At 53.8% G+C, this 14,748-nt stretch carries 12 protein-coding genes and 2 tRNA genes; 2 read left to right on the top strand and 12 right to left on the bottom strand.

What is annotated here, in order from left to right; genetic code table 11:
* Nucleotides 1-23: 23 nt before the first annotated feature.
* The 9 genes from rimP to rlmE form a co-directional block, all read right to left on the bottom strand.
* The gene (gene rimP / locus ACEQ15_RS08770; RefSeq protein WP_282354793.1) at nt 24-479 is read right to left on the bottom strand and encodes a ribosome maturation factor RimP; all 456 of its coding nucleotides are present in this window, start codon (nt 477-479) and stop codon (nt 24-26) included.
* A gap of 204 nt (nt 480-683) precedes the next feature.
* Nucleotides 684-760, bottom strand: a tRNA-Met gene (locus ACEQ15_RS08765).
* Between the two features lie 50 nt (nt 761-810).
* Nucleotides 811-896, bottom strand: a tRNA-Leu gene (locus tag ACEQ15_RS08760).
* A gap of 10 nt (nt 897-906) precedes the next feature.
* Entirely contained in the window at nt 907-1,278 is a 372-nt protein-coding gene (gene secG, locus ACEQ15_RS08755) for a preprotein translocase subunit SecG (protein WP_370278757.1), read from the bottom strand.
* A gap of 15 nt (nt 1,279-1,293) precedes the next feature.
* The gene (gene tpiA, locus ACEQ15_RS08750; RefSeq protein ID WP_370278756.1) at nt 1,294-2,052 is read right to left on the bottom strand and encodes a triose-phosphate isomerase; all 759 of its coding nucleotides are present in this window, start codon (nt 2,050-2,052) and stop codon (nt 1,294-1,296) included.
* A 39-nt stretch (nt 2,053-2,091) separates the two neighbouring features.
* Nucleotides 2,092-3,444: a phosphoglucosamine mutase gene (gene glmM / locus ACEQ15_RS08745; RefSeq protein WP_370278755.1), complete on the bottom strand. Its 1,353-nt coding sequence runs from the start codon at nt 3,442-3,444 to the stop codon at nt 2,092-2,094.
* A gap of 6 nt (nt 3,445-3,450) precedes the next feature.
* A complete protein-coding gene (gene folP, locus ACEQ15_RS08740; RefSeq protein ID WP_370278774.1) occupies nt 3,451-4,257 on the bottom strand; it encodes a dihydropteroate synthase in 807 nt (268 codons plus the stop codon).
* Nucleotides 4,258-4,403: 146 nt separating this feature from the next.
* Nucleotides 4,404-6,368: an ATP-dependent zinc metalloprotease FtsH gene (gene ftsH, locus ACEQ15_RS08735; protein ID WP_370278773.1), complete on the bottom strand. Its 1,965-nt coding sequence runs from the start codon at nt 6,366-6,368 to the stop codon at nt 4,404-4,406.
* Between the two features lie 91 nt (nt 6,369-6,459).
* The gene (gene rlmE, locus ACEQ15_RS08730) at nt 6,460-7,080 is read right to left on the bottom strand and encodes a 23S rRNA (uridine(2552)-2'-O)-methyltransferase RlmE (protein ID WP_282354802.1); all 621 of its coding nucleotides are present in this window, start codon (nt 7,078-7,080) and stop codon (nt 6,460-6,462) included.
* 134 nt (nt 7,081-7,214) lie between these two features.
* Between rlmE and ACEQ15_RS08725 the strand changes: the two genes are divergently transcribed.
* Nucleotides 7,215-7,517 (top strand): YhbY family RNA-binding protein, encoded by a 303-nt coding sequence (locus ACEQ15_RS08725; RefSeq protein ID WP_282354805.1) that lies wholly within the window; start codon nt 7,215-7,217, stop codon nt 7,515-7,517.
* A 66-nt stretch (nt 7,518-7,583) separates the two neighbouring features.
* On the opposite strand, the gene greA is transcribed toward ACEQ15_RS08725, so the two are convergent.
* Genes greA through carA form a run of 3 tightly spaced genes read right to left on the bottom strand, consistent with a single transcriptional unit; the run spans nt 7,584 to nt 12,466 of the window.
* Nucleotides 7,584-8,063, bottom strand: coding sequence for a transcription elongation factor GreA (gene greA / locus ACEQ15_RS08720; RefSeq protein ID WP_370278752.1), 480 nt, complete (start codon nt 8,061-8,063; stop codon nt 7,584-7,586).
* Nucleotides 8,060-11,281, bottom strand: a complete 3,222-nt coding sequence (gene carB, locus ACEQ15_RS08715) for a carbamoyl-phosphate synthase large subunit (protein WP_370278751.1) — start codon at nt 11,279-11,281, stop codon at nt 8,060-8,062. Before carB ends, greA begins: the two co-directional genes overlap by 4 nt.
* Before the next feature lie 48 nt (nt 11,282-11,329).
* Nucleotides 11,330-12,466, bottom strand: a complete 1,137-nt coding sequence (carA, locus tag ACEQ15_RS08710; protein ID WP_370278750.1) for a glutamine-hydrolyzing carbamoyl-phosphate synthase small subunit — start codon at nt 12,464-12,466, stop codon at nt 11,330-11,332.
* A gap of 338 nt (nt 12,467-12,804) precedes the next feature.
* Between carA and ACEQ15_RS08705 the strand changes: the two genes are divergently transcribed.
* Nucleotides 12,805-14,748 (top strand): methyl-accepting chemotaxis protein (locus ACEQ15_RS08705; protein ID WP_370278748.1); only part of this gene is annotated, 1,944 nt, incomplete at its 3' end.

The following is a 14,748-nucleotide window of genomic DNA, read 5'->3' as shown; positions in this document are numbered from 1 at the left end:
CGCCTGATACCCCAAAACCACTCTTAGAACTGAGGGATTACGTTCGCCCGATCGATATAGTCGATCGGCAACAGATATTCTTCGTTATCCACAACCACCAGAACATCGTCACCTTCCACACCGTTCAGCAGCCCCTTGAACTTGCGACGCCCTTCAAAAGCGACACGCAGGCGCACCTGCACCTGGCTACCTGCATAGGCAGCGAATTGTTCAAGAGTAAACAGTGGGCGGTCCATACCCGGCGACGAAACTTCCAGTGTGTATTGGCCGGTAATCGGGTCTTCCACGTCCAGCACGCCGCTGACCTGGTGACTTACCCGGGCACAATCATCCACATCCACGCCATTTTCGGAGTCGATGTAGATACGCAGGGTGTTGTGACGTCCCTGCGAAATGTATTCAATTCCCCAGAGCTCAACGCCCAGTGCAACCACACCCGGTTCGATCAACTCCTGTAGTTGTTTCAGCTTTGCTGACACTGAATAACCTCACTTACGGCACAAACAAAAAATGGGTCAAATAGACCCATCTCCAACACACAGTACCGTGACTATGGTTCGCGTATAAAAAAAGGCCCTGTTAGGCCCCTTTCAAACGAATAAGGTTGGTGACGGGGCCGGAATCGACCTACTCAAACAGACCGATGAAAGCCTGTCGAACTACCGTTACCGTGTCTTTTGAATTGGTAGCGGGGGCCGGATTTGAACCAACGACCTTCGGGTTATGAGCCCGACGAGCTACCAGACTGCTCCACCCCGCATCAAAAAACTGGGCATATTCTACATATACCCGCGACCTTTTTCAAGATCATGGTGCCCAAGGCCGGACTCGAACCGGCACGACCGTAGGTCACTACCCCCTCAAGATAGCGTGTCTACCAATTCCACCACTTGGGCAAACTAGGTATCAGTCAGCTGTTGGGATATCAGACTCCGGCGCAGGTGCTTTTTCAGCTTCCAGCGCTGGCAGTTCTGGCTCCTCAGCCTCAGCTGCACTGCTTTCGATCAGTTCTGCGGCAGGGATACCTGCATCGCCAACTGCATTCGCTTTATCCTTAGCCACAACGGCCAGCATAAAACTGGTGATGAACAAACCGGTTGCCAGCAGGCCGGTGATGCGCGCCAGGAAAGACGTGCTACCGCTACTACCAAACACAGTCTGAGAAGCGCCTGCGCCGAAAGACGCGCCGGCTTCTGCACCCTTACCCTGCTGCAGCAATACCAGAGCGATAATACCGGCAGCCAGCAAGACATGAACAATCAGTACCAGTGTTTCCATCTATCAACCGTTTCGTTACGCTTCTGCCGCGGCGCGACAGATTGCGATAAAGTCATTTGCTTTTAAGGATGCGCCGCCAACCAGGCCACCATCCACGTCGGCGTTAGCAAACAGTTCGGCTGCATTTGCCGCGTTTACACTTCCACCGTACAAAATTCTAACACCCGCAGCGACCTCTGCGTTGTATTCAGCAACAATGGCACGCACAGCCTGATGTACTTCCTGCGCCTGCTCTGGGGTTGCTGTCTTACCGGTACCAATCGCCCAAACCGGCTCATATGCGATGACCGCTTTGGCGAAAGACTCAACACCACATGCATCCAGCACAGCTTTCAGCTGACCGCCTACAACATTCATGGTGTTACCGGATTCACGCTCTTCCAGTGTTTCACCAACGCACAGAATTGGCGTCAGGCCCGCTTCAATCGCTGCTGCAAATTTCGCTGCGATATCCGCGTCTTTTTCACCGAAGATTGCGCGTCGCTCGGAGTGACCCAGAATGACGTACTGACATCCCAGATCAACAAGCATGCCCGGTGCATTTTCACCGGTAAATGCGCCACTTTCGAACTGACTGGCATTCTGTGCGCCCAGCGCAACAGACGCGTCACCAATCAGACCTTTTACCTGAGACAGGTATACAGCCGGGGGACATACCAGTGTCTCAACTGCATCAAGACCCTGAAGGTTATCAACCAGTGCTCCCATCAGTTCATTGATGGACTCACTGTTACCGTTCATTTTCCAGTTTCCGGCGACAATGGCTGTACGCATCGAGACCCCCTATCGAAAGAGGCGCAAATAGTAACTGCGTTACTCTGAAGTTTCAAGCGCCTGCAATGCATTTTCTACTTCTGCTGCCAGCGCCTGACAGAGTTCCTTGACCTCGGCGGCATCCTCGCCTTCGATCATCACACGCACCACCGGCTCGGTACCGGATGGACGCAGCAACACGCGACCACGCGAGCCCAGCGTTGCTTCCGTTGCAGCCACAGCTTCACGTACCGCTTCAACACCGGTCACATCCACTTTTTTCTGCATACGCACGTTGATCATGGTCTGCGGCATCTTGCTCATACCCAGCTTCAGCTCATGCAGGCTCTTTCCGCTGTCGGCCATCGCACGCAGTACCTGCAGTGCAGATACGGTACCGTCACCGGTGGTTGTCAGATGGCGGCATACAAGATGACCCGAGGATTCGCCCCCCAGCAACCAGTTATGCGCAGCCAACTGTTCCATCACATAGCGGTCTCCCACCTTGGCACGCACAAATGGAATGTCCGCACGCTTGAACGCCTGCTCCAGACCGAAGTTGGACATTAATGTGCCAACCACGCCACCTTCGAATTCGCCCAGCTCTTTCAGGTGGGTAGCGATAATGAACAACAACTCATCACCGTCCACCTCTTCACCGGCGCCATCCACCATGATCACACGGTCGCCGTCACCGTCCAGCGCGATACCCAGGTCAGCCTCTTCAGCCACCACAACTTTCTGCAAACGCTCGGTTGAGGTTGCACCACACTCGTCGTTGATGTTCAGACCGTCCGGCGAAGACGCCACCTCAATCACTTCTGCACCCAGCTCGGTAAATACCTTAGGAGATACGTGATAGGTCGCACCGTTGGCACAATCCAGCGCAATCTTCATACCTTTCAGATCGATACCACCGGCACTGGCTTTACAGAACTCGATGTAACGCCCTGGCGCATCTTCGATACGCTTGGCCTTACCCAGCAACGCCGGGTCAACAGTGGTCATCGCGATGTCCAACTGCGCCTCGATCGCCTGTTCGATCTCATCCGGCAACTTGGTACCCTGCGCCGAGAAGAACTTGATGCCGTTGTCGTAGTGCGGGTTATGGGACGCACTGATTACGATACCCGCGTTCGCATGGAAGGTCCGGGTCAGGTAAGCGATGGCCGGCGTTGGCATCGGCCCCAGCAGCAATACATCAACACCTGCTGCAGAGAGACCGGCCTCCAGCGCGGACTCAAACATATAACCGGAGATACGGGTGTCCTTACCGATCAGAATTTTGCTGCGACCTTCACGGGCAAACACCTTACCGGCGGCCCAGCCCAGCTTAAGCATAAAATCAGGAGTAACCGGGAACTGACCAACTTTTCCACGAATTCCGTCAGTACCAAAATAACGTCTGCTCATTACTACTTAATCCTCTCCAATGGATTCGTTGCGCACTGCTTCTGTCATACGCACAACATCAACTGTTTCTGCCACGTCGTGAACACGGATTATCTGCGCTCCCTGCATTACCGAGATTGCAACGGTGGCCAGACTGCCTGCCAACCGCTGATCCACCGGACGGTGCAACACATGATCAATCATTGACTTGCGCGAGGTACCAATCAGCAACGGCAGTCCCAGCGCATGCAATGCATCCAGATTATTCAACAGCCTTAAATTATGCTCGATGGTTTTGCCAAAGCCAAAACCTGGATCAAGGATAAGGCGTTCTTTTTGAATACCAACCGCCTCACAATCCTTCACACGCTGCTTCAGAAATGCCGCTACATCGTCCAGCACATCATCGTAGGTCGGCGCATCCTGCATAGTGGCGGGACTGCCCTGCATATGCATCAGGCAGATGGGTAGATCAGTTGCAGCCGCCGCCTCCAGCGCCCCCGGCTTACCCAGGGCACGCACATCGTTGATCAGGCCTGCGCCCACTTTAGCGGCTTCACGGATCACTTCCGGTGAACTGGTATCCACCGATACCACCACATCAAGCTCACTGTTCAGTCTCTCTACCACAGGGATGACACGCGCCATCTCCTCTTCCAGAGACACCGGTGCTGCCCCCGGACGGGTCGATTCACCGCCCACATCAATGATAGTCGCACCCTCTGACACCATTGCCGCAGCGCGACGTACCGCCTGATCCAGCGACAGCTGACTGCTTTCATACAGCTTACCGCCGTCCGAAAAGGAGTCAGGGGTTACGTTCAGGATGCCCATCACCTGGGTACGACTCAAATCCAGAGTATGGCGTCCACACGCCAGCTGGCTAATGCTCACTCACTTGCTCCGCAATCAAATACTAGGAAGATCGATATATAAAAAAGGCCGATCTATCGATCAGCCTTTGTAGATACACGATTGGCTTAGTGCAGGTTATTGTCCGGGGACGGCATATCCGGATCAACACCGGAGTCATCCTGGGTATCATCCCGGCCAGACTCCTTGCGCGGTTCTTCAGCACGCTGTGCAGACGCACCAGAGTCATCGTTACCCTTGTCGTCTTCATCCACCCAGCCGTCTGGTGGAGATACCGGCTCACGCGCCATCAGCTCATCGATCTGTTCACTGCTGATGGTCTCGTACTTCATCAACGCCTGAGTCATGGACTCTAGGATATCGCGATTGTCTTCCAGCAACTGCTGCGACTTGGCGTAGCACTCATCAATCACACGACGCACTTCTTTATCGATGCGATGCTGCGTTTCTTCAGAGATAGTTTTCGCCGGCTGGCCGTAACCACGGTTAAACGGATCCTGCTCTTCGTCGTCATACAACAACGGTCCCAGCTCATCGCTCAGACCCCATTTGGCGACCATATTGTGCGCCATGGAGGTTGCGCGCTGAATATCATTCGCCGCGCCGGTGGTCACACCGTCTTTACCCAATGTCATCTCTTCCGCAATTCGGCCACCGTACAGGGAGCAGATATTGGAGATAATGGTCTGGCGACTGTGGCTGTAGCGATCCTCTTCCGGCAGGAACATGGTTACACCCAATGCACGCCCACGCGGAATGATAGACACTTTGTATACCGGATCATGGCCTGGCATCAGGCGACCAACAATCGCATGACCAGACTCGTGGTAGGCGGTATTCAGACGCTCTTCGTAAGACATCACCATGGATTTACGCTCGGTACCCATCATGATCTTGTCTTTCGCTTTCTCGAACTGCTCCATACCTACGGTGCGCTTGCTGGCACGGGCAGCAAACAGTGCGGCTTCGTTCACCAGGTTTGCCAGGTCAGCACCGGAGAAGCCCGGTGTACCACGCGCAATCAGCTCAGGTTTCACATCGTCGCCCAGCGGCACTTTGCGCATATGTACTTTCAGAATCTTTTCACGGCCACGGATATCCGGCAGACCCACATGTACCTGACGGTCGAAACGACCTGGACGCAGCAGTGCAGGGTCCAATACGTCCGGGCGGTTGGTTGCAGCGATGACGATGATACCCTCGGTACCTTCGAAACCGTCCATCTCTACCAGCAACTGGTTGAGGGTCTGCTCACGTTCGTCGTTACCGCCACCCAAGCCAACACCACGGTGACGACCCACCGCATCGATCTCATCGATAAAGATGATGCATGGTGCGTTTTTCTTCGCCTGTTCGAACATGTCACGTACGCGGGACGCACCCACACCTACGAACATCTCTACGAAATCAGAACCGGAAATACTAAAGAACGGCACCTTCGCCTCACCGGCGATCGCCTTCGCCAGCAGGGTTTTACCGGTACCCGGGTTACCGGACATCAGTACACCACGCGGAATGTGACCACCCAGACGCTGGAACTTTCCAGGATCACGCAGGTAATCAACCAGCTCTTTTACTTCCTCTTTCGCCTCTTCAACACCCGCAACGTCGTCGAAGGTGGTCTTGATCTGGTCTTCACCCAGCATACGCGCCTTGGACTTACCAAAGGACATCGGGCCGCCTTTGCCGCCGCCACCGCCCTGCATCTGACGCATGAAGAACATAAATACGGCGATAATCACCAGGATCGGGAAGGACGCTACCAGCAGCTGAGACCAGATGCTCTGCTGTTCCGGCTGTTTGCCTTCGATAATTACGTTGTTGCGCAGCAGGTCATCAACCAGCTTCGGGTCTTCCAGCGCAGGACGGATTGTCTCAAAGCGATCACCGCTGGTACGCTCACCGGCAATGGTGTATCCATCAATCACAACCTTGGATACACGTCCATCCTGGACCTCGGTGACGAAGTCAGAATAGCTGAGGCGATTACTTTCAACCCCTTCGTTAAAATTGTTAAAGACCGTCAATAGCACTGCTGCTATTACTAGCCACAGCACCAGATTCTTTGCCATATCGTTCAATGGATTATCCTCAGCTTATCTTCGATGCTCCAGGCATCGGAATAACGCGCTACACACTATAACACTTGTAGCAGGCCGCTACTCAACCTTTAAAGCCTTTGCCATACAGGTAGACTTCCCGCGACCGTGCGCGTGACGCATCAGGCTTGCGTGTAATGACCTTATTGAAGCTTTGACGCATGTCCTGCATATACTCGTCAAAGCCTTCACCCTGAAATACTTTTGCGACAAAGTTACCGCCAGGCTTGAGCACCTGACGCGCCATATCCAGGGCCAGCTCAACCAGATACATCGCAGCTGGCTGGTCGACACTGTTCATACCACTCATATTGGGGGCCATATCCGAAATTACAAGGTCGGCAGGTTCATCACCCAACGCTTGCAAAATCCGGTGCAGGACTTCCTCCTCGGTGAAGTCACCCTGCACAAACTCGACACCCGCCATAGAGTCCATCGGCAGGATATCAGAGGCAACAACCCGACCGGTATCACCCACCAACTGTGCGGCCACTTGTGACCATCCACCCGGCGCGGCACCCAGATCCACAACAGTCATGCCCGGGCGGAACAGTTTGTCTTTTTCGTGCAGCTCCAGCAGCTTAAAGCTGGCGCGGGAGCGATAGCCCTGTTCTTTGGACTGTTTGACGTAGTGATCGTCAAAATGTTCCTGCATCCATCGACCACTACTTTTAGATCTTGCCACCTGTTACCGACCTCTGCGCGCTGTTTACCTGAGTGGATCTGCTACTCTTAGACACCCATCTCAGGTAATATTGTAGAAATTATTGAAGGTTTCGGATCACCGGAACCGTTAATTTTTGAGGCACGTATTTTAGTATGAGCTTGACGCCCGAGCAAAAGAAGCATTATCGCACCATTGGTCACAACCTGAATCCGCTGGTAACCGTGGCAGGCAAAGGCCTGACAGAGAACGTTCAGCTGGAAGTTGACCGCGCTCTGGAAGATCACGAGTTGATCAAGGTGAAATTCGCTGTTGGCGATCGCGACGTGAAAAAGCAGATGATCAAGGAACTGGCCGGTATCGTTGAAGCCGTGATCGTTCAGGAGATCGGCAACATCGCCCTGCTGTACCGCAAGGCGGAAAACCCGGATCCACGCCTGTCCAACCTGCTACGCTGATCAGCACAGCAACCTCCAGATACAAAAAAGGCACCCGAAGGTGCCTTTTTTATGCGCTGTGCTGCATCAAACGTGCAGCACTTCGTCGATTTCGTACTCGATCACACCGCTCGGTGTGTTCACAGCCACGACATCCCCTTCCTCTTTACCAATCAGCGCACGCGCGATCGGAGAGTTTACGGAGATCTTACGGTTTTTAATGTCCGCCTCATCATCACCCACGATCTGATAACGCTGTTCTTTATCGTTATCGATGTTGATGATGGAGACGGTGGTGCCAAAAATAACCTTACCGCTGTGAGGAATAGACGTCACATCGATAACCTGACAGTTAGCCAGCTTGCCTTCCAGCTCCTGAATACGACCCTCAATAAACCCCTGCTGCTCACGCGCAGCGTGATACTCGGCGTTCTCTTTCAGATCTCCGTGCTCACGTGCTTCTGCGATATCCGCAATCACACGTGGACGGTCTACGGTTTTCAGCTGATCCAGCTCTTCGCGCAGCGCTTTCTCGCCGCCAACGGTCATAGGTACTCGGTTATTCATACACTCTCACCTGCGTGGATGTCCTGCAGACGACGAACGGTCTTCTCTTCGCCATACTGCAGTGCACGGGTCGTTGCCTCCGCACCCGCCAGCGTAGTGCTGTAAGGTACTTTGTGCTGCAGCGCTGAGCGACGAATTTCCGCAGAGTCCGCAATCGCCTTACGGCCTTCGGTAGTGTTCACTACGTATGCGATCTCTTCGTTCTTCAGCATGTCGACGATGTTAGGACGACCTTCCATCACCTTGTTCACACGCTCAACCGTCAGACCATTCTCTTCCAGCAGCGCTGCAGTGCCTCGGGTTGCAACCAGCTCGAAGCCCAGCTCAACCAGATCAGAAGCTACCGCAATTACATCCTTCTTATCAACCTCGCGAACGGAGATAAATGCCTTACCTTTCTTAGGCATCTTCTCACCCGCGCCGACCTGCGCCTTCATGAACGCTTCGCCGAAGGTTTCGCCGGTACCCATTACCTCACCGGTAGACTTCATCTCCGGAGACAGGATCGGGTCAACGCCCTGGAATTTGTTGAACGGGAATACCGCTTCTTTCACGTTGAAGTGTTCAGGTACGATCTCTTCAGTGAAGCCCAGCTCTTCCAGTGTTTTACCAGCCATCACCTGCGCACCGATCTTCGCCAGGGAAACACCGATACACTTGGATACGAACGGTACAGTACGGGATGCACGAGGGTTCACCTCGATCACGTAGATCTCGCCGTCCTGGTAAGCCAACTGCGTGTTCATCAGGCCGATAACACCCAGCTCCAGCGCCATCTTCTTCACCTGATCGCGCATCTCGTCCAGCACGTCCGCTGGCAGGCTGTATGGTGGCAGGGAACATGCAGAGTCACCGGAGTGAACACCCGCCTGCTCGATGTGCTGCATGATCGCACCGATCACAACGGTCTTGCCGTCGGATACCGCATCGATATCCACTTCAACCGCTGCATTCAGGAAGTGATCCAGCAGAACCGGTGCGTCGTTGGATACCTGTACCGCTGTGTTCATGTAGCGGCGCAGCTCTTCCTCTTTGTATACGATCTCCATCGCACGACCACCCAGTACGTAGGATGGACGCACAACCAGCGGGTAACCCAGCTTGTCGGCTTCGATGATCGCTTCTTCCAGGGAGCGTACAGTCGCGTTTTCCGGCTGCTTCAGACCCAGGCGCTTCAGCATCTGCTGGAACTGCTCACGGTCTTCCGCACGGTCGATCGCTTCCGGAGAGGTACCGATGATCGGCACACCTGCCTGCTCCAGTGCTACCGCCAGTTTCAGTGGTGTCTGACCACCGTACTGCACGATGACACCCTTTGGCTTCTCAACGTTTACGATTTCCAGCACGTCTTCCAGCGTGATCGGCTCGAAGAACAAACGGTCGGAGGTGTCGTAATCGGTGGATACGGTTTCAGGGTTACAGTTAACCATAATGGTTTCGTAACCGTCCGCACGCGCCGCCAGTGCTGCGTGTACACAGCAGTAGTCAAACTCGATACCCTGACCGATACGGTTAGGACCGCCACCGATAACCATGATCTTGTCACGGTCAGACGGGTTCGCTTCACACTCTTCCTCATAGGTGGAGTACATGTAAGCAGTATCGGTCGAGAACTCAGCCGCACAGGTATCAACACGCTTGAATACCGGACGGATGTTCAGGTTCTGACGGTGCTTGCGGAACTGCTTCTCGCTCACACCCAGCAGGGTCGCCAGACGCGCATCGGAGAAACCTTTGCGCTTCAGACGGAAGATAGCGTCAGCGTCCAGATCGGACAGCGCCATCTCAGCAACACGCTGCTCGTCTTTGATGATGTCTTCAACCTGAACCAGGAACCATGGGTCGATGCCGGACAGCTCGTACAGCTCTTCCACGCTCATACCCAGACGGAATGCGTCACCCAGGAACCAGATACGCTTGTCGCCAGGCTGTTTCATCTCACGCACGATGTCAGTGCGCGCATCTTCGCTGTTCAGGTCGACAATCGGATCGAAACCGGTCGCACCCACTTCCAGGCCACGCAGAGCTTTCTGCAGAGATTCCTGCTGAGTACGGCCGATCGCCATCACTTCACCCACAGACTTCATCTGAGTCGTCAGACGATCGTTAGCCTGTTCGAATTTCTCGAAGGTGAAACGAGGAATCTTAGTCACAACGTAGTCGATGGACGGCTCGAAAGACGCCGGAGTTGCACCGCCGGTGATATCATTCTGCAACTCGTCCAGGGTGTAACCTACCGCCAGTTTTGCCGCTACTTTAGCGATTGGGAAACCAGTTGCCTTGGACGCCAGTGCGGAGGAACGAGATACACGCGGGTTCATCTCGATCACAACCATACGGCCGTCTTTCGGGTTAACACCAAACTGTACGTTGGAACCACCGGTTTCTACGCCGATCTCACGCAGTACCGCGAGAGATGCATTACGCATCAGCTGGTATTCTTTGTCGGTCAGGGTCTGTGCAGGTGCCACTGTGATGGAATCACCGGTATGCACACCCATCGCATCGAAGTTTTCGATGGAACAGATGATGATGCAGTTGTCGTTTTTGTCACGAACAACTTCCATCTCGTACTCTTTCCAACCGATCAGAGATTCATCGATCAGCAGCTCGTTGGTCGGAGACAGGTCCAGACCACGCTCACAGATCTCGATGAACTCTTCTTTGTTGTACGCGATACCACCACCAGTACCACCCATGGTGAAGGATGGACGGATGATACAAGGGAAGCCCAGCTGAGACTGAACCTGCAGCGCCTCTTCCATGCTATGAGCGATCGCAGCACGTGGACACTCCAGACCGATCTTCTTCATCGCTTTGTCGAAGCGATCACGGTCTTCCGCTTTATCGATAGCGTCCTGAGTTGCGCCGATCATCTCAACGCCAAACTCTTTCAGCACACCTTCGCGATCCAGATCCAGCGCACAGTTCAGTGCAGTCTGACCACCCATGGTAGGCAGCAGCGCATCCGGACGCTCTTTCTCGATGATCTTCGCAACTGTTTTCCAGTTGATCGGCTCGATGTAGGTGGAGTCGGCCATCGCCGGGTCGGTCATGATGGTCGCTGGGTTGGAGTTTACCAGGATTACACGGTAACCCTCTTCACGCAGTGCCTTACATGCCTGGGCACCGGAATAGTCAAACTCACAGGCCTGGCCGATTACAATCGGGCCAGCGCCAAGAATCAAAATACTTTTTATGTCCGTACGTTTTGGCATCGTTTATACCGGTCGTATCAATTGACTGAACGTTCTGTCTAAATTTGCTTACGCGTTTTTACGCGCTTCGATCTGCTCGATAAATTTGTCGAACAGAGGTGCCACATCGTGTGGCCCCGGGCTTGCTTCAGGGTGACCCTGGAAGCTGAAAGCCGGGCGATCAGTCCGCTCGATACCTTGCAGGGAACCATCAAACAGAGACTTGTGGGTTGCACGCAGTGTGTCTGGCATAGTGTCTTCAGCAACAGCAAAACCGTGGTTCTGGCTGGTGATCATCACATGCTTGGAATCCAGATCCTGTACCGGGTGGTTAGCACCGTGGTGACCGAACTTCATCTTCTCGGTCTGTGCGCCAGATGCCAACGCCAGCAACTGGTGACCCAGACAGATACCGAAGATCGGCAGATCTGTTTTGCAGATTTCCTGGATCGCAGAGATTGCGTAGTCACATGGCTCCGGATCACCAGGGCCGTTGGACAGGAACACGCCGTCCGGATTCAGCGCCAGCACATCCGCTGCAGGGGTCTGGGCTGGTACAACGGTCAGTCGGCAACCGCGCTCAACCAGCATACGCAGGATGTTGCTCTTTACACCGAAGTCGTAAGCAACAACGTGATGTGGCAATTCTTCATCTGTTTTCTCTACGTGGCCTTTACCCAGCTCCCAGGTAGAAGAGCGCCATTCGTAGGCTTCAGACACAGTCACTTCTTTCGCCAGATCCATACCCTTCAGACCCGGGAAGGCTTTAGCGTCAGCCAGTGCTTTCTCTTCGTCGATTTCGCCGGCCATGATGCAGCCGTTGAGGGAACCTTTTTCACGCAGAATGCGTGTCAGGCGACGGGTGTCGATATCAGCGATACCAACAATGTTGTTCTCTTTCAGATATTCATCCAGAGACTTTTCACTACGGAAGTTGCTCGCTACCAGCGGCAGGTCACGAATTACAAGACCGGAAACCCAAGTCTTGGAGGACTCTTCATCCTCTTTGTTAGCACCCACGTTACCAATATGTGGATAAGTCAGCGTAACAATCTGGCGGCAATAGGACGGATCAGTCAGAATCTCCTGATATCCGGTCATGGAAGTGTTAAATACCACCTCACCGCTCGACTGACCGTCAGCGCCAATCGCCACCCCCTTGAAAATGCTGCCGTCCTCAAGGGCCAAAATGGCTGGTCTCGACAATTTAACCTCCCCCCGCACTGCGCGATAAAAACTAGACAGATGAATACTATACGTGCAAAAAAGCGAGGCAAAACCAACGTTAACCTCGCTTTCCTTAGATTACTCCCGAATCAGCCGATTTCTTTCAGCTAAAACGGCCGTATTCTAGTCGATCCCTACCCCGCTGTCCACGCACAGCTCTCATACTGACGGCCAATCTTATGCGGAAAAATACGGGCTTTAGATTTCGTAACAAAACCGTAATGGAGTGATCACTACAATATTTAGGGATATGCCGATACAGCCCCCAAACGTATCTGCCTAAGCGTTTGATCAGCGCTGCATTAATTGAGGGACAAATGAAAATTTCACAGCTCACTCGCCTGGCGACTGCGGCCCTACTGCTAATTGTTATCTTTCTGAGCGGCTCCGTTATCTGGTCATTGAACCGACTGGATAGTGCCTTCTCTGCAAGTACTTACCACCAAGACTATCAAAACCAGATTCAGGAACTGATTGGCAAACCAATCCACACCTATCTGTTGAGCGGCGACGCCACCTTGCTGACCACCATCAGCGACAACATTAATACGGTTATCGAACAAACCACCCAGAGCAGCAACCTGCCTGAGCAGATGCGCAATAACACCATTGCCATGCTTGAGCAGATCAGCACAACCACGCTGTCCGAGCTACGTGCTGCTGGCAAGCTTGCCGACCCTCAAGCGTTGCTGATCAATAACGAACGCGAGGTGATGGGCGAACTGAATCGCGCCGTCGAATATACCGAGTCAGCTACACATGCAGACTCGGCCCTGCGCAGGCAATACCTGCAGCTAGTCACCAAGTTGCAGCAGGCGCTTGTTTCCATGGGTCACACCCGACAGAACTACTTTACTGACGACAACGCCGACACTCTTGCGACTCTGAATCACTACCACAAACAGCTAAGTGATAATGCAGAGGCCTTAAGAGCACTTCCTCGCCTGGGTGTTTATTCTGAGAGCGCCGACGACGGAGACGACCTGGCCTCACTGATGGGTTGGGAAAAAAATGATGAAGAAGACGATCGCGAAGACAAAGGCGACGCTATCATCGACGAAATCAACTCCCTGATTAAGCGTTACCCTAAAGAGCTGCAAAACGCACAGAAATTTATCAGCCAGAAAACAACCGCAGAACGCTCCACGCAACTGCTGCTGAATGACCTTGAGCAGGAGCTGGCCCGTTACGCCGAGCAGGTCAACCAACATTACGCAGCCATCCAGCGTGATGTATATGTACTGCTGGCAATCTGCGTGGCATTGATCATTCTGACCGGCCTGCTGATGACCATGCTGAAGCACCGCCTGTCACGCATCCTGACCGACACTGCTACTTATATAGATAAGCTGTCTAAGGGTGACTTGAGCAGCGAGTTTGCCCTCCAAAGCAACATCTCCGAGGTACAGAGCCTGAACGGATCGGTAAATGCGCTGCACAGCTACTTTAACCACCTGATCGCCCAGATCCGTAAAGAGACGCAGCACCTGAGCTCACTGGAGAATCAGATTACCCGGGGCGCAACGCACCTCGAGTCGATCGTATCCAAGCAGCAGGAGACCACCGAACGGGTTGTTGTACAGATGACCCAACTGGAAAGCTCCTACCATCAGGTGGCTGAGAACGCGGCACAAACCAGTCACGCCACCTCCGACGCCCAATCTCTGGCAAACGAGAGTGCGGACTATATGGTAAAAACCAGCGACAGCATCAACGAGTTGAGCCAGGAGGTTGAGGAAACCGCTAAGGCACTAGAGCTACTTAAAGAGGACGCCCGCGAGATTGAAAGCGCACTCGAAGTGATCCAGGGCTTTGCCGAGCAAACCAACCTGCTGGCACTTAACGCGGCCATCGAGGCTGCCCGCGCCGGTGAAGCAGGCCGCGGCTTTGCAGTTGTGGCCGACGAGGTCCGTAACCTGGCGTCTCGCACCAACAACTCTGCCGTAGAGATCAAGCAGATCACCGACAAGCTCAACCAAGCCACCGCGACGACGACTGCACGCATGAGCAAACAGCTTAAAGCGGCAGAGAACACCGTTGAATCCGCACAGGCTGCCCAGAAGACCATCGAGTCGGTACGCGCCTCTATCGAGAACGTCCACAACATGAGTTCCCTGATCGCTGCTGCCACCGAAGAGCAGACCAGCAGCACTGCGGAGATTAGCAACGCGGTCACCGAAGCTGCAGGCCTGTCTCGCAACTCCTCTGAAGAGGCGGACAATAACCAGAAATACGCCGGCGAACTTTCCAAGATCAGTACC

The sequence above is a fragment of the Pontibacterium sp. genome, assembly GCF_964228735.1.
In the GTDB taxonomy this organism is placed as follows: domain Bacteria; phylum Pseudomonadota; class Gammaproteobacteria; order Pseudomonadales; family Balneatricaceae; genus Pontibacterium.
This window is presented reverse-complemented; position numbering and strand designations above follow the sequence as displayed.